Annotated in this window: 26 protein-coding genes; 9 read left to right on the top strand and 17 right to left on the bottom strand. The window is 66.8% G+C overall.

All coding sequences use genetic code 11. The features are described 5' to 3' along the window. Positions 1-37: 37 nt before the first annotated feature. The 7 genes from NS365_RS20740 to leuS form a co-directional block, all read right to left on the bottom strand. Complete coding sequence (locus NS365_RS20740) at positions 38-328, bottom strand: 2TM domain-containing protein (RefSeq protein WP_193753496.1); 291 nt, start codon at positions 326-328, stop codon at positions 38-40. Then, a complete protein-coding gene (locus NS365_RS23840; protein WP_082684757.1) occupies positions 312-494 on the bottom strand; it encodes a helix-turn-helix transcriptional regulator in 183 nt (60 codons plus the stop codon). The genes NS365_RS20740 and NS365_RS23840 overlap by 17 nt, the downstream gene beginning before the upstream one ends. Before the next feature lie 61 nt (positions 495-555). Further along, the gene (locus NS365_RS20735) at positions 556-1,515 is read right to left on the bottom strand and encodes a LysR family transcriptional regulator (RefSeq protein ID WP_082684756.1); all 960 of its coding nucleotides are present in this window, start codon (positions 1,513-1,515) and stop codon (positions 556-558) included. 23 nt (positions 1,516-1,538) lie between these two features. Then, complete coding sequence (locus NS365_RS20730; RefSeq protein WP_244498518.1) at positions 1,539-1,973, bottom strand: lysozyme inhibitor LprI family protein; 435 nt, start codon at positions 1,971-1,973, stop codon at positions 1,539-1,541. An 81-nt stretch (positions 1,974-2,054) separates the two neighbouring features. Next, positions 2,055-3,101, bottom strand: coding sequence for a DNA polymerase III subunit delta (holA, locus tag NS365_RS20725; RefSeq protein ID WP_058602200.1), 1,047 nt, complete (start codon positions 3,099-3,101; stop codon positions 2,055-2,057). 16 nt (positions 3,102-3,117) lie between these two features. Further along, a complete protein-coding gene (locus NS365_RS20720) occupies positions 3,118-3,696 on the bottom strand; it encodes a hypothetical protein (protein ID WP_058602199.1) in 579 nt (192 codons plus the stop codon). After that, positions 3,683-6,316 (bottom strand): leucine--tRNA ligase, encoded by a 2,634-nt coding sequence (gene leuS, locus NS365_RS20715; RefSeq protein ID WP_058602198.1) that lies wholly within the window; start codon positions 6,314-6,316, stop codon positions 3,683-3,685. Before leuS ends, NS365_RS20720 begins: the two co-directional genes overlap by 14 nt. A 436-nt stretch (positions 6,317-6,752) precedes the next feature. On the opposite strand from leuS, the gene NS365_RS20710 reads away from it, so the two are divergent. After that, the gene (locus tag NS365_RS20710) at positions 6,753-7,421 is read left to right on the top strand and encodes a YggS family pyridoxal phosphate-dependent enzyme (protein WP_058602197.1); all 669 of its coding nucleotides are present in this window, start codon (positions 6,753-6,755) and stop codon (positions 7,419-7,421) included. A 214-nt stretch (positions 7,422-7,635) separates the two neighbouring features. Here NS365_RS20710 and NS365_RS20705 read toward each other — a convergent pair whose 3' ends face one another. Continuing rightward, positions 7,636-8,256, bottom strand: a complete 621-nt coding sequence (locus tag NS365_RS20705) for a DedA family protein (RefSeq protein ID WP_058602196.1) — start codon at positions 8,254-8,256, stop codon at positions 7,636-7,638. A gap of 569 nt (positions 8,257-8,825) precedes the next feature. On the opposite strand from NS365_RS20705, the gene NS365_RS20700 reads away from it, so the two are divergent. The 5 genes from NS365_RS20700 (at position 8,826) to NS365_RS20680 (ending at position 14,503) form a co-directional block, all read left to right on the top strand. Continuing rightward, a complete protein-coding gene (locus NS365_RS20700; RefSeq protein WP_058602195.1) occupies positions 8,826-9,893 on the top strand; it encodes an AI-2E family transporter in 1,068 nt (355 codons plus the stop codon). A 107-nt stretch (positions 9,894-10,000) separates the two neighbouring features. After that, the gene (gene acs, locus NS365_RS20695; protein WP_058602194.1) at positions 10,001-11,959 is read left to right on the top strand and encodes an acetate--CoA ligase; all 1,959 of its coding nucleotides are present in this window, start codon (positions 10,001-10,003) and stop codon (positions 11,957-11,959) included. Positions 11,960-12,284: 325 nt separating this feature from the next. Next, entirely contained in the window at positions 12,285-13,727 is a 1,443-nt protein-coding gene (locus tag NS365_RS20690) for a PTS galactitol transporter subunit IIC (protein WP_058602242.1), read from the top strand. Between the two features lie 10 nt (positions 13,728-13,737). Continuing rightward, complete coding sequence (locus tag NS365_RS20685; RefSeq protein WP_058602193.1) at positions 13,738-14,190, top strand: PTS sugar transporter subunit IIA; 453 nt, start codon at positions 13,738-13,740, stop codon at positions 14,188-14,190. Between the two features lie 28 nt (positions 14,191-14,218). Next, complete coding sequence (locus NS365_RS20680) at positions 14,219-14,503, top strand: PTS sugar transporter subunit IIB (protein ID WP_058602192.1); 285 nt, start codon at positions 14,219-14,221, stop codon at positions 14,501-14,503. 553 nt (positions 14,504-15,056) lie between these two features. On the opposite strand, the gene NS365_RS20675 is transcribed toward NS365_RS20680, so the two are convergent. The 3 genes from NS365_RS20675 to NS365_RS24615 all read right to left on the bottom strand — a co-directional run bounded on the left by NS365_RS20675 (position 15,057) and on the right by NS365_RS24615 (position 15,976). Further along, positions 15,057-15,416 carry a DUF6481 family protein gene (locus NS365_RS20675; protein WP_244493367.1) on the bottom strand — a complete coding sequence of 120 codons (360 nt, stop codon included), beginning with the start codon at positions 15,414-15,416 and terminating at the stop codon, positions 15,057-15,059. A 189-nt stretch (positions 15,417-15,605) separates the two neighbouring features. Further along, a complete protein-coding gene (locus tag NS365_RS20670) occupies positions 15,606-15,788 on the bottom strand; it encodes a DUF3606 domain-containing protein (protein ID WP_058602190.1) in 183 nt (60 codons plus the stop codon). A 23-nt stretch (positions 15,789-15,811) separates the two neighbouring features. Beyond that, entirely contained in the window at positions 15,812-15,976 is a 165-nt protein-coding gene (locus tag NS365_RS24615; protein WP_192843365.1) for a hypothetical protein, read from the bottom strand. Positions 15,977-17,131: 1,155 nt separating this feature from the next. Between NS365_RS24615 and NS365_RS20660 the strand changes: the two genes are divergently transcribed. Further along, entirely contained in the window at positions 17,132-17,647 is a 516-nt protein-coding gene (locus tag NS365_RS20660) for a DUF1003 domain-containing protein (protein WP_058602188.1), read from the top strand. An 83-nt stretch (positions 17,648-17,730) separates the two neighbouring features. Here the strand turns inward: NS365_RS20660 and NS365_RS20655 are convergent, their stop codons facing one another. The 4 genes from NS365_RS20655 to NS365_RS20640 all read right to left on the bottom strand — a co-directional run bounded on the left by NS365_RS20655 (position 17,731) and on the right by NS365_RS20640 (position 20,591). After that, positions 17,731-19,029 (bottom strand): SAM-dependent methyltransferase, encoded by a 1,299-nt coding sequence (locus NS365_RS20655; protein WP_082684754.1) that lies wholly within the window; start codon positions 19,027-19,029, stop codon positions 17,731-17,733. A 71-nt stretch (positions 19,030-19,100) separates the two neighbouring features. Continuing rightward, positions 19,101-19,421: a DMT family transporter gene (locus NS365_RS20650; protein WP_058602186.1), complete on the bottom strand. Its 321-nt coding sequence runs from the start codon at positions 19,419-19,421 to the stop codon at positions 19,101-19,103. Positions 19,422-19,666: 245 nt separating this feature from the next. Beyond that, complete coding sequence (locus NS365_RS20645) at positions 19,667-20,149, bottom strand: thermonuclease family protein (RefSeq protein WP_058602185.1); 483 nt, start codon at positions 20,147-20,149, stop codon at positions 19,667-19,669. Positions 20,150-20,378: 229 nt separating this feature from the next. Next, positions 20,379-20,591 carry a DUF1674 domain-containing protein gene (locus NS365_RS20640; protein ID WP_058602184.1) on the bottom strand — a complete coding sequence of 71 codons (213 nt, stop codon included), beginning with the start codon at positions 20,589-20,591 and terminating at the stop codon, positions 20,379-20,381. Between the two features lie 163 nt (positions 20,592-20,754). Here NS365_RS20640 and htpX point away from each other — a divergent pair, with 163 nt between their 5' ends. After that, complete coding sequence (gene htpX / locus NS365_RS20635) at positions 20,755-21,741, top strand: zinc metalloprotease HtpX (protein WP_058602183.1); 987 nt, start codon at positions 20,755-20,757, stop codon at positions 21,739-21,741. Positions 21,742-21,798: 57 nt separating this feature from the next. After that, positions 21,799-22,734 carry an alpha/beta hydrolase gene (locus NS365_RS20630; protein WP_206612159.1) on the top strand — a complete coding sequence of 312 codons (936 nt, stop codon included), beginning with the start codon at positions 21,799-21,801 and terminating at the stop codon, positions 22,732-22,734. A 4-nt stretch (positions 22,735-22,738) separates the two neighbouring features. On the opposite strand, the gene nhaA is transcribed toward NS365_RS20630, so the two are convergent. Further along, the gene (nhaA, locus tag NS365_RS20625; protein ID WP_058602182.1) at positions 22,739-23,938 is read right to left on the bottom strand and encodes a Na+/H+ antiporter NhaA; all 1,200 of its coding nucleotides are present in this window, start codon (positions 23,936-23,938) and stop codon (positions 22,739-22,741) included. 778 nt (positions 23,939-24,716) lie between these two features. Beyond that, positions 24,717-25,220, bottom strand: coding sequence for an ankyrin repeat domain-containing protein (locus tag NS365_RS20620; protein ID WP_058602181.1), 504 nt, complete (start codon positions 25,218-25,220; stop codon positions 24,717-24,719). Positions 25,221-25,395: the final 175 nt, after the last annotated feature.

Below are 25,395 nucleotides of genomic sequence, written 5' to 3'. Positions count from 1 at the left end.
GGTTTGGGCCGGGGCCGGATCAAAGCCGTCCGCCGAGTTATTTCTCGATCTGCCGGCGCTTCCAGGCGGGTGTGACGAAGGGCAGCCGATCAAACGTGCTCAGCCCGCTGATGGCCAAAGCCACGCCCCAGGCCAAAGCGGGCCGCTGGACCCGTAGGCTGTGAGGCGTGGTCAGAAGGTTGAGAAGCGTCAGCCCGGCCATGATTGTCACATCGAGCCCCAGCGGGATGCAGAAGCGCTTGGTGCGGCGAACCTTCGCCAGGGCGAGGACCTCGTCGGGATCGCTTTGCTGCGGAAGGGGAATGGGTATGTCATTGATCTCCCACAAGTTGCGGGAGATCGACCTCGTAGGTGGCAGCGACAGCCTTCATGGTTTCACGGCTGGCGGAGCGGCCATTCTCGATGCGCTGGATCGTGCGCTCGCTCCGCCCGCTGATTTCAGCCAATTGTTCCTGCGACCAGACGCGCTGAAGCCTCGATGTGTGACGGAGCATCTCGCCTTATCTCCAAGTTCGACAGGGCGATCCAAAGGCTTTCCCGGCTCTGTCCGCCACGTCACGACCTCGACTGCCGCCCCCCTGTCGGGTTGGTGACGCGGTCTGGCACGACAGCGCTACCGATCGTCGTCTCGTGACGCACGGCCTCTTCGAGTGCGCGCAGGAACAGACGCAGCCCCCGGTCGCGAATCTTGTTGGCGCGCAAGGTGAGGCCGAGTTCGCGCCAGAGAGGCGGGTCGAGCGGGCGAGAGATCGTACCGGCGATCGGCTCCCCCAAGGCCAGCCCCGGCAGAATCGACGTGCCAAGCCCGCCCGCCACCATCCGCTTGATCGTCTCGACGCTGCCGAGTTCCATGATGGGATGGGCTGTGAGGCCAGCGGCGTCGAACCAGCGATCAAGCCCGCCACGCGTGTGGCCGCCGGACTCGTAGAGGATCAAGGGCTCGGCAGCCATGGCCTGCGGCGTCGCCCGGTCGGGTAGGACGTCGCTGGCTGGAAACAGGGCCAGAAGCGGCTCACGCATCAGAAGCGTGGTATCCAGCGAGCGGCTGACCGGGACCGGCAGGGTGACGAGACCGACATCGATCTCCCCCGCTTCGATCCGGGGCAGAATGTCCACCGTGTTGCCGATGCTGACGCTGATCTCCAGCCCCGGCATATCGCGTTTCACATTCGCCAGCACGGATGGGAGAAGAAAGGCGCAGGCCGTCGCACCGGTGCCGATGCGAAGCCGCCCGGTTTCCTCGCCGCTATAGCGCGACACAGTTTCCACCGCGTCTTCCATCGCGGCCAGCGCGCGGCGCGCGGGTTCCAGAAGTGCCTCGCCCGCCGGTGTCGGCTGCGCCCTACCGGCTGCGCGGTCCAGCAACCGCACGTCCAGAATGCGCTCCAGCTCCTGCAATTGCTGGGACACGGCGGGCTGGGTCAGATGAAGGCGGCGAGCGGCCAGCGACAGGTTGCCGGTTTCCACCACGGCGAGAAAGCTTCGCAATTGCGGAAGACTCGGCCATTTCGCCATTCGGACGCTCCAGAATAAGCCGGCTAATTCGATTGCTCGCTAGGCGGCGGAACGGGGCAGCTGAGATCACCCTCCTCGCAATGGGCATAGGCGTTCAGAGCGTTGATGCGCTGCTCGGTCTGCGCGCGGAGACAGTCGGCTTTCGCCATGGGCTGAGCGCTTGCGCCGAGAAGCGCCGAGATGGCGAACTCGCATTCCAGATCGCGAAAGCCGATCCAGGCGCGCTGTGCGCTGACGAGATGTCCCAGCCGGTTGGGATCGCCCTTCAAACGGTCTTTCAGGTCGCGATAAAGGTCGTTGAGTTGGCTGTCGGCCTCGCTATAGGCTCGCCCGGCGCAGAAGTTGAGGCTGGTTTGGTCGTCTGCTCCCTCGCAGTCGAGCGCGTGCGTCGGCGAAGCCTGAAGGGGAAGCGTGACGGCGAGCACGATCAACATGTTTTCGAACAGTCCCTGTCGCATCACGATCGCTCCCCTCCCCGTTGGCTACGCCTGATCTTCGGCCTGATGGTGCAGCACCTGCCAATCGGCCGCATGGGCTTTCTAGCGCCGCCCGCGTGTGCGAAGCCGGGCCGCTTCCACGCTGATATCGGTGAGCGTCCGGCGCATGATGGTGACGGCCAGCGCGCTTTCGCGGCGCGAGAGCAGAATGTCGGCCTCGATGCGCTGGAGCGTGCGAGCGATGGCCTCGCCCGTCCAGGCACCGAGCGCGGCCTCGAAGGCGGGCTTGCGACGAAAATGCGGGCGGCGGCGCTCCACGGCGGACGCCACCGTCGCGCCCCCCTCCTCCACCTCGGACCGCATGATCTGCAACCCCTGGAAATGGCGCAGGAGCGCGGAATGTAGCTGGAAGGTCGCGGTGCCCGACGCCAGCAAACGCTCGATCAGTTCGGGCAGTTTCTTCACCTCGCCGGACGCGGCGGCGTCGATCGTCTCGTCCACCGTGTCGGCCGACACGTCGCCGACGATGGTCTCGACGTCGTCTTCGGTGATCTGACCCTTGCCGAGCGCGTAAAGGCAAAGCTTCTGCACCTCGCCGCGGGATGCCAGGCGATTGGCCCCCAGCCGCTCGCGCAGGGCCTCGCGGGCGTGACGATCGATCGTCAGGTTCGCCGCGCTCAGTTCCTCGTCGATCATCTTGTCGAGGGCGCGCGCCTCGTCCTGATAGCAGGGCAGCGCCATGGCGGCGCGGCCGCGCTCCACCTGCTGGCGAAGGGCGGCGGTCTTCTTGAGATCGCCTGCCTCGATCACGATGGTCGCGCCGGGCGGCGGGTCGGCGGCGAGATCGGCCACGGCGTCGGCGAGGTTCTTGCCATTGCCCGCGCCGCGCACGCGGATCAGCCGCCGCCCGCCGAAAAGCGACAGGGTGCGCGCCTCGTCGAACAGGCGGCCGATATCGCGCTCCAGCTCGTCGGCGTTCAGCGTCACCGTGCTGAACGGATCGGCTAGATCGGCGCCGCTGAGCCTGGCGACGGTGCCGGCGCGCTCCGACACGAGGCCGGGATCGGGGCCATACAGAAGCACGACGGGAAAGGACGTGTCGGGGCGCGACAGAAACGCCTCGACCTCGCCCGCCTTCTTCTGCGCCATAGCCCCGGCTCCGGCGTTACTTGGCCGGCGTGGCGGCGGGCGCGGGGCTTGCGGCCTCGCGCTGGAGCGCGGGGGCAACGACCGTCAGGACGCGCTCGGCGACGGCCTTGCCCGCCTGATCGCGCGCGTCGATCACCGCGCGCTCGGCGGCAAAGAGCTGCTGCGTGCGGTCATAGGGCACGAGTGCGAAGCGCTGACCCTTCACAAGCGAGCGCCCGTCCGACAGGCGCACGAGGTCGAAATCGACCGTCATGCGATAAAGGCTCGCCGAGGGCGCCCCGGTGCCCGCTTCCAGCGAGGACACCTGATCCGTGGAAGTCACGGTGTAGCGCAGGTCGTAGAGCGGCGCGCGGGCCGGTTCCGCGCCGTTCAGGGCGTAGAGCATGGCGTTGCGGAAGACCTGCGACGTGCGCGTCTGGGCTGTCGGCATGGACACGCGGCCCTTGAGCGCGACGAGGGCGCTGGAGCGCGCGCCCGTCGCCGGGTCGATGCCCTTGGCGCCATAGAGCGGCCCGGAGGTGCAGCCCGCAAGCAAGAGCGCGGCGGCAGCCAGCGGCAGAAGGCGAAGGGCAGGGCGGAGCCTAGACGACGACATTCACGATCCTTCCGGGAACCACGACGACGCGCTTGGGAGCCGCGCCCCCAAGGGCTTCCTTGATGAAGTCGAGCGCCAGCGTGGCCGCCTCGATCTCACCCTTGTCGGCCTTGGCGGAGACGGTGATGTCGCCGCGCTTCTTGCCGTTGATCTGCACGGGCAGGACGATTTCGTCGTCCACCAGCAGCGCGGGGTCGACTTGGGGCCAGCCCTGCGCGGCGCACAGGCCATCCTCGCCCAGCGCCTTCCAGCATTCCTCCGCCAGATGCGGCATCATGGGGGCGACGAGGCGCACGAGGATGGAGAGGCTTTCGCGCGCCGCCATGCGCAGGCTCGCGTCGCGCGCCAGCGCGTCCGGCGTGAAGGCCGAGGACAGCGTGTTGACCAGCTCGTAGAGGCGCGCGACGCCCTTGTTGAAGGCAAGGCGCTCGATATCGTCGCCGACACCCGCCGCCGTGCGATGGGCCGCGCGGCGCACCAGCTTGGCGGCGTCGCTCGGCTCGGCCGAAGCGGCGTCCGCCTTCGAGCCTAGATGCTCGGCCGTTTCGGCCACGAGGCGCCAGACGCGCTGCACAAAGCGATGCGCGCCTTCCGCGCCCGCTTCCGTCCAGATCACGTCGCGCTCAGGCGGCGAGTCCGAGAGCATGAACCAGCGCGCGGTGTCCGCGCCGAGCGAGGCGATGATGTCGTCGGGGTCCACGACGTTCTTCTTGGACTTCGACATCTTCTCGATCGAGCCGATCTCGATCTCGGCCCCGGTGGACAGGCGCTTGGCGCGGCGCTGGCCGTCCACTTCCTCGATCAACACGTCGGCGGGTGGCACCCACTCCCGAGCCCCATCTCCCATGGCACGATAGGTCTCGTGGACTACCATGCCCTGCGTGAAAAGGCCCTTGAAGGGCTCGTCCATGCCGACATGGCCGGTGGCGCGCATCGCCCGCGTGAAGAAGCGCGAGTAGAGAAGATGCAGGATCGCGTGCTCGATGCCGCCGATATATTGATCGACCGGCAGCCAGGCATTGGCGGTCTCGGGCACGGTCGGCTCGTCGGCGCGCGGGCTCGTGAAGCGCGCGAAATACCACGACGAGTCCACGAACGTGTCCATCGTGTCCGTTTCGCGCAGAGCCGGGCCGCCGCAATGCGGGCAGGTGGTCTGACGCCAGGTCGGATGGCGGTCGAGCGGATTGCCGGGCTTGTCGAAGTCGATATCATCCGGCAGGCGAACGGGCAGGTTCTCGCGCTTCTCGGGCACCACGCCGCAGCTCTCGCAATGAAGAACCGGGATCGGGCAGCCCCAGTAGCGCTGGCGCGACACGCCCCAGTCGCGCAGGCGGAAATTCACCTTGCGCTCGGCCTGCGGGCGGCCGTTCAGCGTCGCGCCTTCCAGACGCTTGGCGACTTCGGCAAAACCTTCCGCCGGCGTCATCCCGTCGAGGAAACGCGAATGGAACAGACGGCCATCGCCGTCAAAGGCCGTGGTCTCGACCGCGAAGCTCGCGGCATCGCCGCCCTCGGGCAGGACCACGGGGTTGACCGGCAGGTCGTACTTGCGGGCAAAGTCGAGGTCGCGCTGGTCGTGCGCGGGGCAGCCGAAGATCGCGCCCGTGCCGTATTCCATCAGCACGAAATTCGCGACATAGACCGGCAGCACCCATTCGGGGTCGAACGGATGGGTGACGCGCAGGCCCGTATCGAACCCGCGCTTTTCGGCCGTCTCGATCTCGGCGGCCGAGGTGCCGCCGCGCTTCACGTCCTCGATGAAGGCGGCCAATTCCGGGTTGGTCTCGGCAGCGGCCTTGGCGAGCGGATGGTCGGCCGCGACCGCCAGGAAGCTCGCGCCGAACAGCGTGTCGGGCCGCGTGGTGAAGACCTCGACTTCGTTCAACTCAGGCTTGGCCGAGCCCTCGGCCAGCGCCCAGCGCACCAGCAGACCTTCCGACTTGCCGATCCAGTTGCGCTGCATCGTGCGCACTTTTTCGGGCCAGCCGGGCAGGTGATCCAGCGCGGCCAGTAGATCGTCGGCATAGTCGGTGATGCGGAAGAACCATTGCGTCAGCTCGCGCTGCTCCACCAGCGCGCCCGAGCGCCAGCCGCGCCCGTCGATCACCTGCTCGTTGGCGAGCACGGTGTTGTCGACCGGGTCCCAGTTGACCTTGGACTTGCGGCGATAGGCAAGGCCCTTCTCGAGCAGGTCGAGAAACAGCATCTGCTGGCGCTGGTAATATTCGACGTCGCAGGTCGCGAATTCACGCGACCAGTCGAGCGACAGGCCCATGCTTTTGAGCTGCCCGCGCATGGTCGCGATGTTCTCGTAGGTCCACTTGGCGGGGTGGACCTTGTTCTGCATCGCGGCGTTTTCGGCAGGCATGCCGAACGCGTCCCAGCCCATCGGGTGCAGGACGTTGAAGCCCTTGGCGCGCTTGTAGCGGGCCACCACATCGCCCATCGCGTAGTTGCGCACATGGCCCATATGGATGCGCCCCGACGGATAGGGGAACATTTCCAGGACATAGTATTTCTCGCCCGGCGCGTCGGTGTCGGTCTCGAAAAGCTTTTCGGAAGCCCAGCGCTCCTGCCAACGGGGTTCTGCGGCGCGGGGATTGTAGCGTTCGATGGCCATTGCGGGAGCGGTCTCGTGCGGATGATGCGGGCGGAGTCGCCAACGGATAGCGACGGATTGAGCCGTCGGATACGACGGACGTATCCGTCAATATTGCCTTATGCCGCTCGCGACAAGCGCGCCGGCCGCTCTTCACAAGCCGCCAAACAGGCCGCATAAGGCGCGACGAAGAAGGCAGAAGCAGACGCGCGACGCCAGCCCGCGCCGCTGCGGAGGATGAGCCCCCGCAGCCGTGGCATCGGCTTTGTCTTCTTTCGGAGTGATGAGCAATGTGGCTGATACCACTGAGCATCACGCTTGAGATGAAACGGACCCGGAGAGGCTGGCAGGCTGTCCTCCGGATCCGGATACTCATCTAGGCGACGGGTACCGGAGTTGAAGCTCCGGTACCCACTCCGAAATCTAGTTCAAACCGGCCTTTTCTTCAAGGAATGCCATGAGCGAGACCGCCGTCGACCGTCTTCACGCCATCGAGGCCCGCATCCGCGCCGCTGAAGCCGAGGCCGGGCGCGCTGCCGGCAGCACTCAGCTTGTCGCCGTCTCCAAGACTTTCGAGGCCGAGGAGATCCGGCCGGTGATCGAGGCCGGGCAGCGCGTCTTCGGCGAGAACCGGGTGCAGGAGGCGCAGGGCAAGTGGCCGCTCCTGCGCGACGCCTTTCCCGATCTGGAACTGCATCTGATCGGCCCACTCCAGTCCAACAAGACGGCCGAAGCGGTGGCGCTGTTCGACGTGATCGAGACGGTGGACCGCGAGAAGATCGCCGCCGAGATCGCCAAGGAAACGAAGAAGCAGGGCAGGGCGCTGCGCCTTTATGTGCAGGTCAATATCGGCGAGGAGCCTCAGAAGGCCGGAATTCCGCCGCGCGAGGCCGTGGATTTCGTTCGCCATTGCCGCGAGGCGCATGGGCTGGAGATCGAGGGCCTCATGTGCATCCCGCCTGCCGAGGAGCATCCCGGCCCCTATTTCGCGCTGCTTCAGAAGATCGCGGGCGAGGCGGGCGTCGAAAAGCTGTCCATGGGCATGTCCGGCGATTTCGAGCGGGCCATTCCCTTCGGCGCGACCAGCGTGCGCGTCGGCTCGGCGATCTTCGGCACGAGAAGCTGAAGGCGAGGGCAGGGCGGCCGGGTCGAGGCTCAGAACCGGAGACAGAACCCTTCGGCGGAGGGCGATCGAGGGATTGTTTCTGCCGGTAAGGTGCCGGGCACAGTCCATGCAGCACATGGGCGAGCATCGGTAACGATGTCCGACGGGAACAAGACGCGGTCGGCCGACCCGAAGGGTTTTGTCCCCGGTTCTAAAAGCCGCCGCGCCCGACCCGTCAGGCCCGGCTGCGGCGACGGCTGCGCCAGAACCAGACGGCGCTCGCCAGCACGGCGAGGATCACCAGCGCGTCCGCCACATGGAAGGCCGTCTTGACCCAGGGCGTGTCGTTCCAGTGCTCGCCGAGGCTCGCGCCGAGCCAGGCCAGCGCGTAGCACCAGAGGAAGGAGCCAGTGAACGTATAGAGGTGGAAGTGCCAGAGGTTCATGCGCGCGATGCCGGCGGGCAGCGACAGGAAGGTGCGCACCACGGGCAGAAGGCGGCCGATGAAGATGGCGAGCGAGCCGTAGCGCGCGAAGAAGCGGTCCGACAGGGCGAGTTCCTTGGCGCCCCAGCGCGACCGCGCGATCAACCGCTCCACGAAGGGCCGCCCGCCGCGCGCGCCCACCTCATAGGCCAGATGCGAGCCGAGATTGCAGCCGATCGCCCCCGCCAGCGCCGCTGCGAGGAGACTGTATTGCCCCTGCGAGGCGACATAGCCGGCAAAGGGCATGATGATCTCGGAGGGCAGCGGCAGGCAGGCCGATTCCAGCCCCATCAAAATCGCGACGCCCGCCAGCCCCCCGGCGGACATGACCGCGACGAGGCCGGCGACGAGCGGGGCAAGCAGGGCTTCCATGAAGCTGAAATCCTTCGTGTGCGCTCACGGGCGCGTGAACGCCATGCCAGCAACAGCAGACTGCGGCGCTCTTGTGATGAGCGAGCATTGTGCCCCCATACAGGAAACTTCCGTCACTTTGAACCGGGAGGCATACGCCCCACGCCGATGAGCGCCCTTCGAAGCCTGTCCAGATGAACGGGAGCGGAGGGAGGGCGACGAATGTCGAGATGTGACCCACGTGGTCGATGCGGTTGGCACGGCAGGGGATCGGCGCAGATGTGGCGGTGAAGGCGCCCCGGGGCCGATACGGCGGGGTGACCCGAACCGGCTCCGAGCGCAAGAGGCTTGGCGTTCGCCGCGCCGTGTCCCCGTCCCGAACTCGGGACTTTAGGGGGCCACATGTATGGTACCGTCTGCAGGTTGCCCGGTATGGTCAGAACAAGGCCTTGCCGCTCACGCTCTGTTTCCTTTCGCCGTGGCGAACGCAGCCGGCTCTCGATTTCGGCCGCGCGCGAGCAATATTCCAACGCCTGCCGGCTCTCGTCCGGTCGCGCGTCGAGCCCGCGCGTTTGTCAGGAGTGCTTTGCGTGCAGAATCCCTTTTCCAGCCTGTCGTCCGGGCCCGCCACGCCGCAGCCGGTCGCCTATCGCGCGGTCACGATCGCCGCCATCGTGCTCGGCATGATCCTCTGCGTCGTGGTCTTCGCCTATGCCGCGACGGGCTTCTTCCTGATCTTCGCCTCGCTGCTTCTGGCGGCCATCTTCTGCGGCGTGGCGCGCCTGTTTCAGCGGCTCGGCCTGCCGCGCTGGGCCTCGCTGATGCTGGTCTATCTTCTGACCTTCGTCCTGATCCTCGCGCCGCTTGCCTGGGGCGGCTTCGCCCTCGTGCAGGAGTTCAACAATCTTCTGGCCGGCGTGCGCGAGCAGGCCGACAAGCTGATGCACTCGCTCCAGGGCATGGGCCTGCCGGTGAACGGGGATTCGGGTTCGCAGTCCTTTCAGGATCTTCTGCCCTCGGGCCTCGCCTCGCAGGCGGGGCAGGCGCTGTTCGGCGCGCTGGGCGCGGTCGGCAATTTCTTCGTGGTGCTGTTTCTTGCCATCTTCGTCTCGTGGCAGCCGAGCCTTTATCGCGACGGGCTGGTTTCGCTGTTCCCCAAGGAAAAGCGCGCCCGCATCTCGGAAGTCCTGAAGAAGGCCGCCCATTCGCTGATCCTCTGGGTGGCGGGCGATGCCATTTCCATGGCGCTGATCTTCACGGTGTCCTGGGCAGGCCTGCTTCTGATCGGCGTCAACAACGCCTTCCTCCTGGCGCTTCAGGCCGGGCTTCTGGCCTTCGTGCCCACCGTCGGCGCCTTCGTGGCCGGCGCGATCATCGTGTTGGCGGCCTTGGCGCAGGGCGTCGACATGGCGCTCTGGGCGCTTGGCCTGTATCTTCTGATCCAAGGCGTGGAAAGCAATGTCGCCCAGCCCATCGCCCAGCGCTACACGACCTCGCTGCCGCCGGCTCTCACCATGGGCGCGCAGGTGATCTTCGGCCTCCTGTTCGGGCTTCTGGGCTTCGTCCTGGCCGTGCCGGTCGTCGCCGTCGTGCGCACGCTGGTGCGCGAGCTTTACATCGACGACGTGCTCGGCGGCCCGGTGAAGAGCGCCGATTGACCTCGGCGATGTCGCGTATTTCCTCCCGCCGGGAACCGCTCTAGAGTTCGGCGCAAGGTGAGTCGCGCCGCAGGGCGGGCCGCTTTCGACTGGGAGGATACGAGACGATGACCACGGTGGCCGTCAAGGAAGAGTGGAAGTCCGGCACGCAGCTGACGCTCAGCGACTACAACAGCTGGTACGCGGCGAGCGTGAACGACCCCGAGGGGTTCTGGCGCGAGCACGGAAAGCGGCTCGACTGGATCAAGCCCTATACGAAGGTCAAGAACACCTCGTTCGCGCCGGGCAACGTCTCCATCAAATGGTTCGAGGACGGCACGCTCAACCTCTCGGCCAACTGCCTCGACCGGCATCTGACCGAGCGCGGCGACCAGACCGCGATCCTCTGGGAAGGCGACAACCCGGAGGAGTCGCGCGCCATCTCCTACAAGGAGCTGCACGGCGATGTCTGCCGCATGGCCAATGTCCTGAAGGATCTGGGCGTCGGGCGCGGCGAGCGCGTGTCCATCTATATGCCGATGATCCCGGAAGCGGCGGTCGCGATGCTGGCCTGCGCGCGCATCGGCGCGGTGCATTCGGTGGTCTTCGGCGGCTTCTCGCCGGACGCGCTGGCGGGCCGCATGGAGGGCTCGGGCTCCAAGGTGCTCGTCACCGCCGACGAGGGCTTGCGCGCGGGCCGCAAGGTGCCGCTGAAGGCCAATGCCGACAAGGCGGTGGAGATCGCCGCCAAGGCCGGGCACACGGTCGAGAAGGTTCTGGTGGTGAAGCGCACCGGCGGCGAGATCGCCTGGGCCGAGGGGCGCGATCACTGGTGGCACGAGGCGCGCGAGCGCGTGTCCGCCGAGTGCGAGCCGGAAGAAATGAGCGCCGAGGACCCGCTCTTCATCCTCTACACGTCGGGCTCCACCGGCAAGCCCAAGGGCGTGTTGCATACGACGGGCGGCTATCTCGTCTGGGCCTCGATGACGCAGCAATATGTCTTCGACATGCGGGCGGGCGAGGTCTTCTGGTGCACGGCCGATGTCGGCTGGGTCACCGGCCACAGCTACACGGTATATGGCCCGCTCGCCAATGGCGGCACGACGCTCATGTTCGAGGGCGTGCCGAACTATCCCGATGCCGGGCGCTTCTGGCAGGTCGTGGACAAGCATTCCGTCAATGTCATCTACACCGCGCCGACGGCCATCCGCGCGCTGATGGGCGCGGGCGACGAGTTCGTCACCAAATCCTCGCGCCGCTCGCTGCGGCTTCTGGGCTCGGTCGGCGAGCCGATCAACCCGGAAGCCTGGAACTGGTATTACCGCGTGGTCGGCGAAGAGCGCTGCCCCATCGTCGATACCTGGTGGCAGACCGAGACGGGCGGCATCCTGATCACCCCGCTGCCAGGCGCGATCGACTTGAAGCCGGGCTCGGCGACGCGCCCCTTCTTCGGCGTCAAGCCGGAGCTGGTGGACGGCGAAGGCAAGGTGCTGGAAGGTGCGACCGAGGGCAATCTCTGCATCACCGACAGCTGGCCCGGCCAGATGCGCACCGTGTTCGGCGATCACGAGCGCTTCGAGCAGACCTATTTCTCGACCTATCCCAACAAGTATTTCACCGGCGACGGCGCGCGGCGGGATGCGGACGGCTACTGGTGGATCACGGGCCGCGTCGACGACGTCATCAACGTCTCGGGCCATCGCATGGGCACGGCCGAGGTCGAGTCCGCGCTGGTCTCGCACCCCAAGGTCTCAGAAGCGGCCGTGGTCGGCTATCCTCATGACGTGAAGGGGCAGGGTATCTATTGCTATGTCACGCTCATGGAGGGCGAGACGCCGTCGGAAGAGCTGAAGAAGGAACTCGTCGCCCATGTGCGCGGCGAGATCGGCCCGATCGCCTCGCCCGACAAGATCCAGTTCTCGCCGGGCCTGCCCAAGACCCGCTCGGGCAAGATCATGCGCCGCATCCTGCGCAAGATCGCGGAGGACGATTTCGGCGCGCTGGGCGACACCTCGACGCTGGCCGACCCGGCCGTGGTGGACGATCTCATCGACAACCGCCAGAACCGCAAGATGACACCGGCCTGAGCCGGATCGATCGAGCACGCATCAGGGGAGGGGGCTGCGGCCCCCTTTTCCATGGGCCTTGCTGAAGCCAACCAAAGGCTCCGTTCGCTTTGGGGAGACCGACGGACGCGCCCTATGGAAAGCCGTCTCGCTTCGCTTTTGATAAAGTTCGGACAAAAGCCGTGAACATCTTGATCTCGATCGAATCAAGTGTTCCCTTTCTTGACGGGCGACCCGGCGGACACAAGCCGGGCGACCCGTGCCAGCGATAACGCTTCGCGCGAGCGACAGCGCTTCGCGCAAGCCATCGCGCTTCGGGCAAGCCATCACGCTTCGGGAGGAAGCCATGAACGATATTCTCGGCCAGTTGAAGGGGGTCGTGGACGCGCTCGGCGCGACCGTCCTTCTCCCCATTCTCATCTTCGTCATCGCGCTGGTGCTCGGGGCCAAGCCCGGCCGCGCCTTTCGCGCGGGCCTCACGATCGGCGTCGCCTTCGTCGGCATCAATCTCGTGCTCGGCCTCATGCTGACGACGCTGGGGCAGGTGGCGCAGGCCATCGTCACCAATACGGGGATGCACCGCGACATCGTGGATGTCGGCTGGCCGTCCGCCGCCGCCATCGCCTTCGGCTCCTCGGTCGGGCTTTGGGTCATCCCCATCGGCATCATCGTCAATGTCGCGCTGCTCTTCAGCGGGCTGACGCGCACGCTCAATGTGGACGTCTGGAATTTTTGGCACTTCGCCTTTGTCGGATCGCTCATCACCGCCGCCACCGGGAGCCTCGGCTACGGGCTGATCGCCGCCGCCCTCATGGCCGCGCTGTCGCTGGTGTTGGCGGACTGGACGGCCAAGGGCGTGCAGCGCTTCTACGGCGTGCCGGGCGTCTCCGTGCCCCATCTCGCCTCGGCGCAGATCGTGCCGGTCGCCATCGGGCTGAACTGGCTGATGGACCGCATTCCGGGCGTCCGGGACATTCGCATCGACACCGAAACCGTGCAGCGCCGCCTCGGCGTGTTCGGCGAGCCCATCGTCATGGGTCTGGCGATCGGCCTCGTGCTGGGCCTTGCCGCCTATGCCGGCAGCGGAGACTGGGGCGCTGTCCTCACCCGCTCGCTCCAGACGGGCGTCAATCTCGCCGCCGTTATGCTGCTTCTGCCGCGCATGGTGAAAATCCTGATGGAGGGGCTGATCCCCGTGTCGGAAGCGGCGCGCAGCTTCGTGCAGAAGCGGGCGGGCGACCGGGAAATCCATGTCGGCCTCGACTCCGCCATCCTGATCGGCCATCCGGCCGCCATCGCCTCGTCGCTGATCCTCGTGCCGGTCGCCATTCTCCTGTCGCTGATCCTGCCGGGCAACCGCATCATTCTCTTCGCCGATCTCGCCGTCATCCCCTTCGTGGTCGCCATGGCCGCGCCCATCGTCAACGGCAATGTCTTCCGCATGGTGGTGATCGGCACGGTGACGCTGATCCTCGGCTTCTATGTCGGCATGGCGCTTTCGCCGCTGATGACCGCGACGGCACAGGCGTCGGGCTTCGCCATTCCGCCCGAGGCCAGCGCCATCACCAGCGTCGTGGACGGGTTCCTCTACATCCCCTATCTCGTGATCGAGGCGGCGGAAGGTCTGGGGCTTCTGGGTCTGGGTCTCGTCTTGCTCGCCATTCTGGCGCTTCTCTTCGCCTATCGCGCCGCGCCTCGCGCCTTCGAAAAACTCGCGGGCGCCGATGATCCAGCTGAAGCTTCAAGCGTTTCGGATCGTGCCGCGCCCTCGGTTGCCGCGCGCCGCTAAGGGAGAACTCATGCTGACATCCACACTCGACGCCTCGCTGATCGTTCTGAACGCCAAGGCTGCTTCGGCCGAAGAGGCGATCGGGCTTCTGGCCGCCCGGCTGGAAGCAGCGGGGCGCGTGCGGCCGAGCTACGGCCCGGCCGTGATCGAACGCGAGCGCACCATGCCGACCGGCCTGCCGCTGGGGGCCATTAATGCCGCGATCCCGCATACGGATCGCGAACATGTGCTGGCCCCGGCCGTGGCGCTGGCGGTGCTGGACGAGCCCGTTCCCTTCGCCAGCATGGACGACCCGGACGAGAGGATTGCCGTTCGGCTCGTCTTCGCCCTCGCGCTGACCGACAAGGACGCACAGATCACCATGCTCCAGTCGATCATGGGCCTTCTTCAGGACCAGAGCGTTCTGGAGGGCATCGCCGCCGCCCACTCGCCGGACGAGGTTCTCTCCCTGATTTCGGCGTGACGCCGGCCCCCATGAAGGACAGAAATCCATGAAGAAGAAGACGGTTCTCATCGCCTGCGGAACGGCTGTCGCGACCTCCACCGTGGTCGCGGTCGCGATCGAAGAAGCCATGCAGGAGCGCGGCATTCCCGTCGACGTGCGCCAGTGCAAGGCGACGGAAGTCAGGAGTCTGGTGGACGACGCCGACATCGTGGTCGCCACGACCCCGGTGCCGGACGATCTGGGCAAGCCGACCTTCAAGGGCCTGCCCTTTCTGACGGGCATCGGCCGCGACAAGCTTCTGGACGATATCGAGGCGGCGCTCAGGGCCTGACGGCGCTCAGGAACGATGCCGGCTCCGGTTCGGCCGGGACCGGGCCAGTGGCGCGTCGATCCTTGAGGCTCGGCCTTGCCGGACCCGGACGTCATCATTCGGCGGATCGGTCGCCGTCCCGCAAACGGATTGCGAGCGGCAAACCGATCGGTGCATCGAAGGAGGTCCGACCCGGCCCGGCCTTCGCCTTTACAGCGGCTTGCTGACGGGCCGGCAGGCGCGGGGACTGGGTTCCGTTCCGCACGGCGCCCAGCGCGCTCGATGCGGGATGCCGGGCAAGGGTCCGCGGGGAGGAACTCTCGGGCTCCGCCTTTCCCAACGAAACCCGGCGAAGAGGACTGGCCGAACCGGCCCGGTCGGGTTGCCGGTCGAGGCCGGTGCTTGGCCTGATCTCACCTTGCTCAGGCGCCCTCAGCGGATCGTTCGCCCGCAGCCATCGCCCGGCCGGCGAACCGATCCTTTCGGAAAAAAGATCGGTTGGGCCGGGATGATGGCGGGTAGAATGGGCGATCTGGCATCGGAGCAGACCGCCGGACGGCTGGTTCCCAGCCGATCAGTTCTTGCGGGCTTGGCGCGCGGCATAGCGCGAGTCGCGCTTGGCCTTCTGCGCGGCCTGATCCGCCAGAGCCTGCGCAATCAGACGCTCGCGCTCGGAGGACGCCGACTGCGCGGCCAATTCTTCGGCGGCGATACGCTGGGCCTCGGCTTCGCGCTGGCGCTCAGCCTGCTCTTCTTCACGCTGGCGACGCTTGGCAGCTTCCCGCTCCTCGCGCGCGGCGGCAACGGCAGCCCGCTCCGCGCGGCGCGCCTGAACCTCGGGATCGTTCTGACGAGCCTTCGCCTTCTCCAGAAGAGCCGCCTTGGCGTCCTTGGTGGTCTGCCTGCGGGTGGTGAAATCCATGTCTGTCTTCATCATTGGTCCTTGTTCAATGGAAATGGCCCGGGCGCGAGGCGTCCGGGCGGTGTCACAGGTTTTTGCCGTATCATCCGATGGCAAAGTTTACACGCTTTGCCGGGGCGGGTTCCAGAGCCTTTCCAGACAAAGCCGCGTTGCCTTTCGCGCCCGGACAGGGCGGGACACGCTCAGATGAGCAAATCCCGCTCAGGCGTTGCGAGCCGCCATATAGGTGTCCAGCTTGCGGCGCGACGGGCCGTAGCGCTTGATGATCGTCTTCGCCTCGCCGGGCGGAATGCCGTATTTCTTGGCGAAGGCTTCCGGCTCGTAGGGCTCCTCGTGAGGAGCGGTCTTACCGGATTTGGCAGGCGTCTTGGTAGGGGTCGACATGGCAGCGTGTGCCTTTCTCCGCGTCAACTCGCGGAAGAGGAGGAAGTCTCCGGCAGCGTCTCGGACTCGTCGTTCAGGTTGGCCGCAGAGCCGCTCTTGGCCTTCTTGGCGGCGGCCTTCTCGGCCTTCTTGGCGGCCTTGGCCTTATCGCGTTCCTGGCGCTCGAAATTGTAGTTCGGTGTCCGCATCGCGATGGGTCCTTCCGTGCCGAAGACAATCATATGGGGACGATCCGGCGGCTTTGCCCGGGTGATCCCCTTTGTAAATGCTCGAACTCGCCCGGCCACGCCGCCCGAATGGCTTCGAGCGGTGGCGCTTCCGGCCCGCCACGATCTGGCGTCGAGCCTGGACGGGGCCGATCTTTTGATCCGAGTTCGTTCGCGACCATCCCGGAATGCCGAACGCGGGAAGCGTCCTGCGCATCGCTTGGGCCAAAGACCCCAGGCGGCGGATCGCGGAAAACTCGTTGGAGCCGTGGAGAACCGGGGAACGACGTCGTTCGGGACGCGAGGTCGTTTATTCCGGGTCTAGAATACGGGTCCCCCGCCGGAGTTGCAAGGGCGCGTGGACGGCTCGCCGAAGTCCGTCCGACGATGCCGTTCACCGACCTCGTGACATCGCAGGTCGAGGCGGCGTCACCCTTTCGCCAGACACGGCGGCGCCTGATGGATGCGGCGCTCAGAACGGGCGAGGGGGACACGGATGCCCGGAGGTTCATCGGGTGGCGGGGAGGGGGACGATGCCTCGCGGGTTGGCCCGCTCGAAACGGTGTGACGTCCATGCGCCCCGGAACGACCGCCAACCCGCCGTGCCGCAATGACGCACCGTCCGCCCTTGCGGGATGGTCTCGACGCCCCCATTCTGTTGTCATGTTCAACGGGACGAAAGGAGGTGATCCAATGTCGAGTGATTGTTTGAAGCCGGTTGGGTCTTTGTATCTCACGGGTTCGCTGGAGCAGCCTCTTTCGAACGCCTAAGCGATATGTCGATCCGGCAAGGGTTTGACGACCTGCCGGCATCATCCCACATCACGGAAGGCCGCTCCCCATGGGGGCGGCCTTTTTTCGTTGAGTTCAACCCGCTCCCCAGCAGTCCTGCCGAAAAGTTTCGACCCGTCTCCTTTTTTCAGCTCACGCAGACTTGACCAAAGGGGGCGACAGGTTCATGTCCCCTCACGCGCCCCGCCGTTTCGGCCCGGCGCTCCCTTCATCAACTGGTCCCCAAGGATCATGCCCAGTAACGATCCCAGTCGATCGCGCGTGCCGCAGAGCCTGTCGCTGAGCTGATCCCTTCGGCTCGCTGCGCGACAGGTTTTGCGGCCCGTCGTGACAAGTGAGTGAGCCATGAACACGGCCATCCGCCTCATTGCCTATCAGCTCCGCCGCGCCTCCCGGATGCGCGATCCCAACGAGATGTTCAACGATGGGATGACCTTCGGTGATCGTCTGGCCGATCGGGTCGCCAGCGTCGGCGGCTCCTGGAGCTTCATCATCGGTTTCACCGTGTTTCTGGTCGGCTGGGCCGTCCTCAATACGGTGGTTCTGGCCGAGAACGCCTTCGACCCGTTCCCTTTCATCTTCCTGAATCTGGTTTTGTCGATGGTGGCCGCGCTCCAGGCGCCCGTCATCATGATGAGCCAGAACCGGCAGGCGGCGAAGGATCGGCTGGAAGTGCGCCTCGACTACGAGACCAACCTGCGCACGGAAGCCCAGATCAACCAGCTGAGCGAAGAGATCGCGAGCCTGCAGGAGCAGATCCGCTTCCTCGTCGCCGCCGAGACCCGGCGCATGGCCCAAAGCGGCCTCGTCGAGGATGACGACACCGCCCTGCCGACGCTGCGCCACCCGATCCATGCCTGACAGGAAAAGGCCCCGCCAAGCGGGGCTTTTCCATATTTGAGGAACTGCCGGCGTCGACCAGCCGAACGGGCCTGAAACGGCGACTATCGGTACAGATCGGCTCGGGTCGGCGGCAGGCCGGACGGGCCCTTGTCGCGCTTCGAAGCCAGCGTCTGGTTGATCATCACCGTGCCGCGCTCGAAGGCCAGCGCGCAGCCTGCCAGATACAAAAGCCAGAGCCGCGCCTGCGGCTCGCCGACCTCGGCCACGGCCTCGTCCATCCGCGCCTGAAGCCGCAGCGCCCAGAGGCGGCAGGTGCGCCCGTAATGCTCGCGCCAATTCTCGACGTCGTGCACCTCGAAGCGGTTGGCCTCCAGCTTCTGGAGCGAATGGCCGATCCAGTCGAGTTCGCCGCCGGGGAAGATGTAGCGGGTCAGCGCACGATACTCGCGCGAGCCCTTCATGAAGGTTTTAAAGTCCTTCTTGGCGGGGCGGGCGATCGTGTGATGAAGGTAGAGCCCGCGCGGGCGCAGCAGGCGCTTCACCGCGCCGAAATAGGCGTCATGGTTGGCAAAGCCGACATGCTCGAACATGCCGATGGACGAGATCTTGTCGAATGTGCCGGTCAGCTCCTGAAAAGGCTTCAGCTCGATCGTGATGCGGTCTTCCAGCCCGGCGGCGCGCACGCGGGCGGTGGCGAGATCGAACTGCGCCTGGCTCAGCGTCACGCCATGGCCGGACACGCCATAGGTCTGCGCCGCGTGGATCAGCAGCGCGCCCCATCCGCAGCCGATGTCGAGCATCCGCTCGCCGGGCTGGAGGCGCAGCTTGCGGCAGATCATATCGAGCTTGTCGCGCTGGGCGCGGTCGATATCGTCGTGCCACTCGGTGAAATAGGCGCAGGAATAGACCATGCGCTCGTCCAGGAAGAGGCCGTAGAACTGGTTCGAGACATCGTAGTGGAACTGGATCGCGGCCTTGGTGGAGCCGCTGGCCCCCGCATCCGCGCCGACCTTGGCTTCGTCGGCCTCCGCCTTCGCCGCCTTGCGCAGCGCCATGAGCGAGGGCAGCGCCTTGGCGATGCGCCACTTGTCGAGCCGCTTCAGGAGCCCGCGCGAGGAGGTCTTGGAGCGCCCTTCCGCAATGTCGAAGATCGTCCCGTTTTCGATGTCGAGGCTCTTGTCCATCCAGAGCGCGACCAGCGTATCGATGCGCGGGCGGAACACGAGGCGCGCCAGCGTGGTGGCGCTGCGGATCGTCAGCACCGGGCCGCTTGCGGGGCCGATGCGCTCGCCCGTCCAGAGGCGCACGGCAAAGCCGGGGGCGAGCGCGGCGACGGCGTCCTTCACGACCTCGGCCAGTTTGCTTTCGGCCGAGGCCATGCGGGAAGAGGAAGAGGTCATGCAGGCTCCCGGTGTTTCACGTGAAACCTTCTAGTCCCCCAATCGGGGCGCGGCCAGTCCCGACGCGTGCCTTATGATGAGGAGGAGAGCTTCATCAGGACGAGTCCGCCGAGGATCAGGGCAGCCGCCAGAAGGCGCATGGGACTGGCGCTTTCGCCCAGTATCAGGATGCCGACCAGAAAGGCCCCGAGCGCGCCGATGCCGGTCCAGATCGCATAGGCCGTGCCGAGCGGGAGCGAGCGCATGGCGAGCGACAGGAGCGCGAAGCTCGCCGCCATCAACGCGAAGGTCAGAATCGTCGGCCCGAGACGCGAGAATCCGTCCGACAGTTTCATGGAGAACGCCCAGCCGACTTCGAGCAGGCCGGCGACGAGGAGAAGGAGATAGGCCATGGGAACACCCCTGGAAAAAGACCGGGTCGTCCCGAAAGCCGAACAGCGCCATCAGCGCGCAAAAGGTCGTCCCCTTGCAGGCCAGAACATAATCGTTCGGGGCAGGGGAACAAGGGTTGGTTGGAAACCGGCTCGTGATCCTCTGGCCGGAAAGGGAGCAACCCCCGATCTTGCCCGCACGCGGGGACGCACCGTCTCTCCAGGCCGATGCTCCCCAACCGCAACGGCATTCGGATGCGGCGCGGTCAGCCCTTGCCGAGCGGCTGGCCGGGTTTCAGCGCGCCGATCGTGGCGCACCAGTTCCGCCGACGGCCGCCGTCATAGGCATCCACCAGCCCTTCGCGCAGCAGTCGCTGGCCGATATCGGGCTCCGTGGGGCTGGCCAGATCGGCGAGGACGCGGCCGAAATACTTGTCGCCCGAGATGCGGCGCAGCTGCACGAATCCATCGCCCACCAGCTCGCTCATGCGATCGCGCGCATGGCGCGCGGCGGCGCGCTCGGCCTCGCATTCGCCTTTGAGTTCCGGCGCATCGACGCCGCGCAGGCGCACCGCGACCGTCACCGTCTGAAGCGGCCAGATGAAGGCCTCGACCTCCACCGTGTCGCCGTCGCGCACTTTCAGAACGCGCGCATTGACCGGGCCGAGGATTTCGCGAGGCGGCGCCTCTTCATCCGCCGCCAAGGCGGGCGAGAGGCCGAGAAGAAGGAAAAGGCAGAACAGTCGCATGGCAGCGTTCCTACTCCGCAAAGATTAAATTCCTATTCCGCGCTTATGGCAAGAGTCTGGTCACGGAACGCAGACCGAGGGGGGCAAGGCCATCGTCGCCTCCAGGCAACGGTTGGGCGCGCAAAGGGATGCGACGTCGGCAGCGAGCGCGCGCCTGCGGCGGCCTTGGCCGCGATCCGAGGACGGGCGTGCGGCGGCTGGGCAAACCCGCCGCCTCAAACCCGTGCGGTCAGAAGTCGGAGATGATGCCGTTCTTTTCCCAGTCGCCGTAGCGGGCAGGCTCGGGGCCGTTGCGCCCGTTCACCTCGGGCGGCAGGTCGCCCTGCGCCAGCTTTTCCGCCTCGCCGGCCGCGCGGCGCGCTTGCGCCTCCGCCAGGGCGCGCTGGGCGGCGGGCGATAGAATGCGGGCCTCTTTCGGTGCTCCGTTTTCCGCTTCGCTCATGGCAGGGTCCTTTCCGGTCTTCCGAGTGGCGGCGTGTCAGCCGGCCCGCTTTGTTGACGCGAACGAGGTGCGCGCCCACATCTTCTACGGCAGATCGGTCGAAACGGCGCCGACCGCAAGCCCTCCCGCGTGTCGCCCGCGCCGAGCAAGGACGCATCGACCCATGAACCAGATCAAGACGGCCATGCTGCTTGCCGGGATGACCGCCCTTTTCATGGGGGTCGGTTTTCTCCTAGGCGGGCGCGGCGGCATGATGATCGCCTTCCTCTTCGCCCTCGGCACCAATCTCTTCTCCTACTGGAACGCCGACAGGCTGGTCCTGCGCATGTACAACGCGCATGAGGTGGACGAGCGCACGGCGCCCGACTTCTACCATATGGTGGCCTCGCTCGCCGCCCGCGCCGGCCTGCCCATGCCGCGCGTCTACCTCATCGAGAACGACCAGCCGAACGCGTTTGCCACCGGCCGCAACCCGCAGAACGCCGCCGTTGCCGCGACCACCGGCCTTCTCAACCGCCTGACGCCGGACGAGGTGGCGGGCGTCATGGCCCATGAACTCGCCCATGTGCAGAACCGCGACACGCTGACCATGACGATCACCGCGACGCTGGCCGGCGCGATCTCCATGCTCGGCAATTTCGCCTTCTTCTTCGGCGGCCACCGCGAGAACAACAATCCGCTGGGGCTGATCGGCATTCTGGTCGCGACGCTGGTCGCGCCCTTTGCGGCGATGATCGTGCAGATGGCGATCTCCCGCACGCGCGAATATTCGGCCGACCGGCGTGGCGCGGAAATCTGCGGCGACCCGCGCGCTCTGGCCTCCGCGCTCGCCAAGATCGCAGGCTCGGCCGGCCATACGGTGAACATGGAGGCCGAGCGCAATCCCGCGACCGCGCATATGTTCATCATCAACCCGCTGAACGGCCAGCGGATGGACAGTCTCTTCTCGACGCATCCCGACACGCAGAACCGCATCGATGCGCTTCTGTCGATGGAGGGCGAGGGCGGGGGCTCTTTCCTTCCTCCCCACATGGGTGTGCCCCCTCGCATGGGCGCGCAGCCGCCTCGCCAAGGCCCTTGGGGCGGTGGTTCCGTACCGCCGAGCGGGCCGGGGCGTTCGGATCGAGGCAAGCGTGGGCCGTGGGGATAGGCGACGCGCCGACTCCCATCGACGCGTGGACAGTTCCAGCCGAGCGAAGGAGCCGTCATGCGGATCAACCGCCGCCATCTGATCCTCGGCGCGACGGGCCTTCTATGCTCGCCTATGGTCGCGCGGGCGAGGGACCGGATGGAACCAAGCGAGGCCTCTGACATCCTCCCGCTCTGGCCGGATCGCCCGCCGGGCGGCGGCGGGCCGAGCGGCCCCGTCGAGGTGAGCGACAAGGGCGCGATCCACAACATCGCGGTGCCGGCGCTCGAACTCTATCGGCCGGAGCGGGCGAACGGCATGGCCGTGCTGGTCGCGGCGGGCGGCGGTTACAAGCGCATTCAGATGGAAAGCGAGGCGCGGCCGGCGGCACGCTGGCTGGCGGCGCGCGGTGTCACGGCCTTCGTCCTGCGCTATCGCCTGCCCGGTGAGGGCTGGACCAACGGGCCGCTTGCGCCCTTGCAGGATGCACAGCGCGCCCTGCGTCTTGTCGCGGGCTCGGCCGGGCGGCTGAAACTCGATGTCGCCAGGATCGGCGTTCTCGGCTTTTCGGCCGGCGGGCATCTTCTGGGGCTTGCCGCCACGCGCTCGGCCTTCGCCTCCTATGCGCCCGTGGATGGGCTGGACAGCGGCTCGGCGCGACCGGCACGCGCGGCGCTGATCTATCCCGTGGTGACGCTGCTGCCGCCCTATAATCACACGTCCACGCGTGTCCAACTGGTCGGGCATCCTCCAACACGGGCGATGAGCGCGGACTGGTCGGTCGAAACGCATGTGCGCGCCCGCTGCCCGCCCTTGTTTCTGGTTCAGGCCGAGGACGATCCGATCTCCGACATCGCCAACACCGCGCTTCTGGAGCGGGCCGCCCGAGAGGCTGATGTCCCGGTGGAGCGGCATGTTCTGCCGAGCGGCGGCCATGGGTTCGGCCTGGGGCGACCCGGCGCACCGAGCGCCGAGTGGCCGGATTGGTACGCCGCCTGGGCGGGGCGCGCTTGAGGGCTCAAACCTCCGGCTGGCGCGTGGGCGCGAGGCGCAAGACCATCGCGCCCAGAAGACCGGAGAGGAGCGAGCCCATGAGCACGCCGAGCTTCACTTCGTCCTGCAGGAGAGGCGAGGTCGGGAAGGCGAGAAGGCCGATGAAGAGGCTCATGGTGAAGCCGATGCCGCACAGAAGCGACACGCCATAGACCTGCCTCCAGCTCGCTCGCTCCGGCAGGCTCGCCCAGCGCAGGCGAATGGCGAGGAGCGCCATGCCGAAGACGCCGATCTGCTTGCCGAAGAACAGCCCCGCCGCGATGCCGAGCGGCACCGGGTCGCTGAGCGCCGACAGCGAGAAGCCGGCAAAGGACACGCCGGCATTGGCGAAACCGAAGACCGGCACGATCAGGAAGGCGACCCAGGGCTGGATGGCATGTTCCAGCTTCAGGAGCGGGGGCTCCGCCTCCTGCAGGCCGGGCTCGGGCACGACGAGCGGAATGGTGAGCGCCAGCACGACGCCGGCCAGCGTCGCATGAATGCCGGACAGGAAGACCAGAACCCAGAGCACGAGGCCGAGCGTGAGATAGGGCCAGAGCGCCAGGACGCCGCGCCGGTTGAGAAGCGCCAGCACGAGAACCACGAGCGCCGCCCCGGCAAGCGCCAGGAGGTTGAGGCCGGACGTGTAGAAGAACGCGATGATGAGCACGGCGCCGAGATCGTCGATGATCGCGAGCGCGGCGAGAAACACTTTCAGCGACACGGGCACGCGCGGTCCCAGCAGCGACAGGACGCCGAGCGCGAAGGCGATGTCGGTGGCCGAGGGAATGGCCCAGCCGCCCCGGCTTTCGGGTGAGGCGATGTTGAAGGCAAGATAGAAGAGCGCCGGCACGGCCATGCCGCCGAGCGCGGCCAGTCCGGGCAGAATACGCGCCTGCCAAGTGGCGAGCTGCCCGCCCACGACCTCGCGCTTGATCTCCAGCCCGACCATCAGGAAAAAGACCGCCATCAGCGCGTCGTTAATCCAATGCAGGAGAGAGAGCGGGCCGACATAGGCATGGAGCGCGGCGAAATAGCCGGGCGCGAGCGGCGAATTGGCAACGATCAGCGCGAGCGCAGCGGCCGCCATGAGAACCAGCCCGCCCGAGGCTTCGCTGGCGATGAAACGGCGCAGAAAGCCCGAGGGGCGCTGGCTGCGGATCGAGATGGGATCGTGCGAGGACATGGCTTCGCCCTCCCTCCTTTTCGAAAAGGTTTCGCTTTTCTCCGTCGGTTTAGGGAAGCCCCAGGGCGCACGCAGCACACGCCCTCGATGGGCAAGATAGGCAATCGGGTGCCGGAAGGCGAGACCTGCGGGGTGGCCTGCCTCGTCACGCTCCGGTGTTCCGGTGCGGGCACGGCGATGGCGTCGGCGGCCTAGAACCGGGTGTCGAACCTGCCGGGTCGGCTCGTCGCCGGTGTCTGCTGCGGGGCGTCGTTGCCCGCCGCTGGACTCCACGCGGCATTGGCGTCGCTCTCCGGGCAAGCTACTGGTCTCGCCCGTTCTGCCGCAGCGTCACCGGCAGCGGAAAACCCTCGGTCGCTCCTTTGCCGCGAGGTTATGTCCCGGCTCCTGGTTGAGGCTGGTGCGGGATGACGCATCGCAAGCGGATGCCGGGGCCTTGGCTCGACTCCCCCGCTCGTCCTGAAACCGGGTCAGCGGCTTCGGCGACGCTTGGACTCCGAACCGGTCCACCGCCCTTTTCCGTGGCGGCGGCAAGAGCGGACGCAGGGAGATGATGGGACATCGGGTCCAAGGCCAAAGTGTGCCACACCGTCCGATGGTTCGGGGGCGAGCAGCCCGAAACGGAAGATGAGCGCTGCGACCCGCAGTGTCGATCAGCCTCAGTGCGACGAACCGCCGTGAACCTGACCGACATCGGCAGTCTTGGCCGATCGTCCCGTTTCAGAGCCTTTTTCCCGGTCGGCCCGGCGCGAGACGGCTTTCCCGTCCGTCGCAACCGTCAGTCGGCCTCGCCCAGAAGCGCTGGCGTATCGGCCGCGCCCATGGCCTTGGCGGCGCCGAGCGCGGTGAGGCCTTCGGGGGTGCGGCGGGCAGGGTCGGCTCCGTGGTCGAGGAAAAGGCGCACCATGTCGGTGCGGTTGAACATGGCGGCCATCATCAGGGCCGTGCGCCCATCCGGCCCGGCCGCATCCACCGCCGCGCCGCCATTGAGGAGCGCGCGCGCCGTCACCGTGTCGCCCTTGAAGGCGGTGCCGGCGAGCGGCGTCTGGCCGCGATCGTTGACGCGGTCGGGATCGGCCCCGTGTTTCAGGAGAAGCTCGCTCGCCTGCGTGTGCCCGTGATAGCTCGCCAGCATCAGGAGCGTGTCGCCCTTGTCGTTGGAGAGGTTGGGCGGCAGGCCACGCTCCAGCGCCATCTGGAGAAAGCCCGTGTCGCCCTCGCGCGCGGCCTGGAAGACCCGCGCCGCCAGCGCCAGCGTGTCTTCGTCGAACGACTGATCCATGCCTATTCTTTCCGATGGTTCGATGCCCGGCTTGCGCCTGCGCGGCCGAGCGGTTTCCGGGAGATAGCGCGCCTTTGGAACCGGGGACAGAACCCCTCGGGTCGGCGGACCGGGTCTCGTTCCCGCCGGGCATCGTTGCCGGTGCTCATCCATGCGCTGCAGGACCTGCGCCCGG

The organism is Aureimonas ureilytica (assembly GCF_001475935.1).
Lineage (GTDB): Bacteria > Pseudomonadota > Alphaproteobacteria > Rhizobiales > Rhizobiaceae > Aureimonas > Aureimonas ureilytica_A.
Note: the sequence above shows the minus strand (reverse complement) of the source record. Positions and strands in the feature narration are given on the sequence as shown.

Excerpts from the sequence above, each read along its gene's own strand:
- NS365_RS20705 (WP_058602196.1), bottom strand. The coding sequence starts at position 8,256 with ATGGAAGCCCTGCTTGCCCCGCTCGTCGCCGGCCTCGTCGCGGTCATG.
- NS365_RS20645 (WP_058602185.1), bottom strand. The coding sequence starts at position 20,149 with ATGCGACTGTTCTGCCTTTTCCTTCTTCTCGGCCTCTCGCCCGCCTTG.
- acs (WP_058602194.1), top strand. The coding sequence starts at position 10,001 with ATGACCACGGTGGCCGTCAAGGAAGAGTGGAAGTCCGGCACGCAGCTG.
- htpX (WP_058602183.1), top strand. The coding sequence starts at position 20,755 with ATGAACCAGATCAAGACGGCCATGCTGCTTGCCGGGATGACCGCCCTT.
- NS365_RS20730 (WP_244498518.1), bottom strand. The coding sequence starts at position 1,973 with ATGCGACAGGGACTGTTCGAAAACATGTTGATCGTGCTCGCCGTCACG.
- NS365_RS20680 (WP_058602192.1), top strand. The coding sequence starts at position 14,219 with ATGAAGAAGAAGACGGTTCTCATCGCCTGCGGAACGGCTGTCGCGACC.
- holA (WP_058602200.1), bottom strand. The coding sequence starts at position 3,101 with ATGGCGCAGAAGAAGGCGGGCGAGGTCGAGGCGTTTCTGTCGCGCCCC.
- NS365_RS20690 (WP_058602242.1), top strand. The coding sequence starts at position 12,285 with ATGAACGATATTCTCGGCCAGTTGAAGGGGGTCGTGGACGCGCTCGGC.
- NS365_RS23840 (WP_082684757.1), bottom strand. The coding sequence starts at position 494 with ATGCTCCGTCACACATCGAGGCTTCAGCGCGTCTGGTCGCAGGAACAA.
- nhaA (WP_058602182.1), bottom strand. The coding sequence starts at position 23,938 with ATGTCCTCGCACGATCCCATCTCGATCCGCAGCCAGCGCCCCTCGGGC.
- NS365_RS20685 (WP_058602193.1), top strand. The coding sequence starts at position 13,738 with ATGCTGACATCCACACTCGACGCCTCGCTGATCGTTCTGAACGCCAAG.
- NS365_RS20675 (WP_244493367.1), bottom strand. The coding sequence starts at position 15,416 with ATGAAGACAGACATGGATTTCACCACCCGCAGGCAGACCACCAAGGAC.
- NS365_RS20720 (WP_058602199.1), bottom strand. The coding sequence starts at position 3,696 with ATGTCGTCGTCTAGGCTCCGCCCTGCCCTTCGCCTTCTGCCGCTGGCT.
- NS365_RS20655 (WP_082684754.1), bottom strand. The coding sequence starts at position 19,029 with ATGACCTCTTCCTCTTCCCGCATGGCCTCGGCCGAAAGCAAACTGGCC.
- NS365_RS24615 (WP_192843365.1), bottom strand. The coding sequence starts at position 15,976 with ATGCGGACACCGAACTACAATTTCGAGCGCCAGGAACGCGATAAGGCC.
- NS365_RS20670 (WP_058602190.1), bottom strand. The coding sequence starts at position 15,788 with ATGTCGACCCCTACCAAGACGCCTGCCAAATCCGGTAAGACCGCTCCT.
- NS365_RS20710 (WP_058602197.1), top strand. The coding sequence starts at position 6,753 with ATGAGCGAGACCGCCGTCGACCGTCTTCACGCCATCGAGGCCCGCATC.
- leuS (WP_058602198.1), bottom strand. The coding sequence starts at position 6,316 with ATGGCCATCGAACGCTACAATCCCCGCGCCGCAGAACCCCGTTGGCAG.
- NS365_RS20735 (WP_082684756.1), bottom strand. The coding sequence starts at position 1,515 with ATGGCGAAATGGCCGAGTCTTCCGCAATTGCGAAGCTTTCTCGCCGTG.
- NS365_RS20660 (WP_058602188.1), top strand. The coding sequence starts at position 17,132 with ATGAACACGGCCATCCGCCTCATTGCCTATCAGCTCCGCCGCGCCTCC.
- NS365_RS20620 (WP_058602181.1), bottom strand. The coding sequence starts at position 25,220 with ATGGATCAGTCGTTCGACGAAGACACGCTGGCGCTGGCGGCGCGGGTC.
- NS365_RS20640 (WP_058602184.1), bottom strand. The coding sequence starts at position 20,591 with ATGAGCGAAGCGGAAAACGGAGCACCGAAAGAGGCCCGCATTCTATCG.
- NS365_RS20650 (WP_058602186.1), bottom strand. The coding sequence starts at position 19,421 with ATGGCCTATCTCCTTCTCCTCGTCGCCGGCCTGCTCGAAGTCGGCTGG.
- NS365_RS20630 (WP_206612159.1), top strand. The coding sequence starts at position 21,799 with ATGCGGATCAACCGCCGCCATCTGATCCTCGGCGCGACGGGCCTTCTA.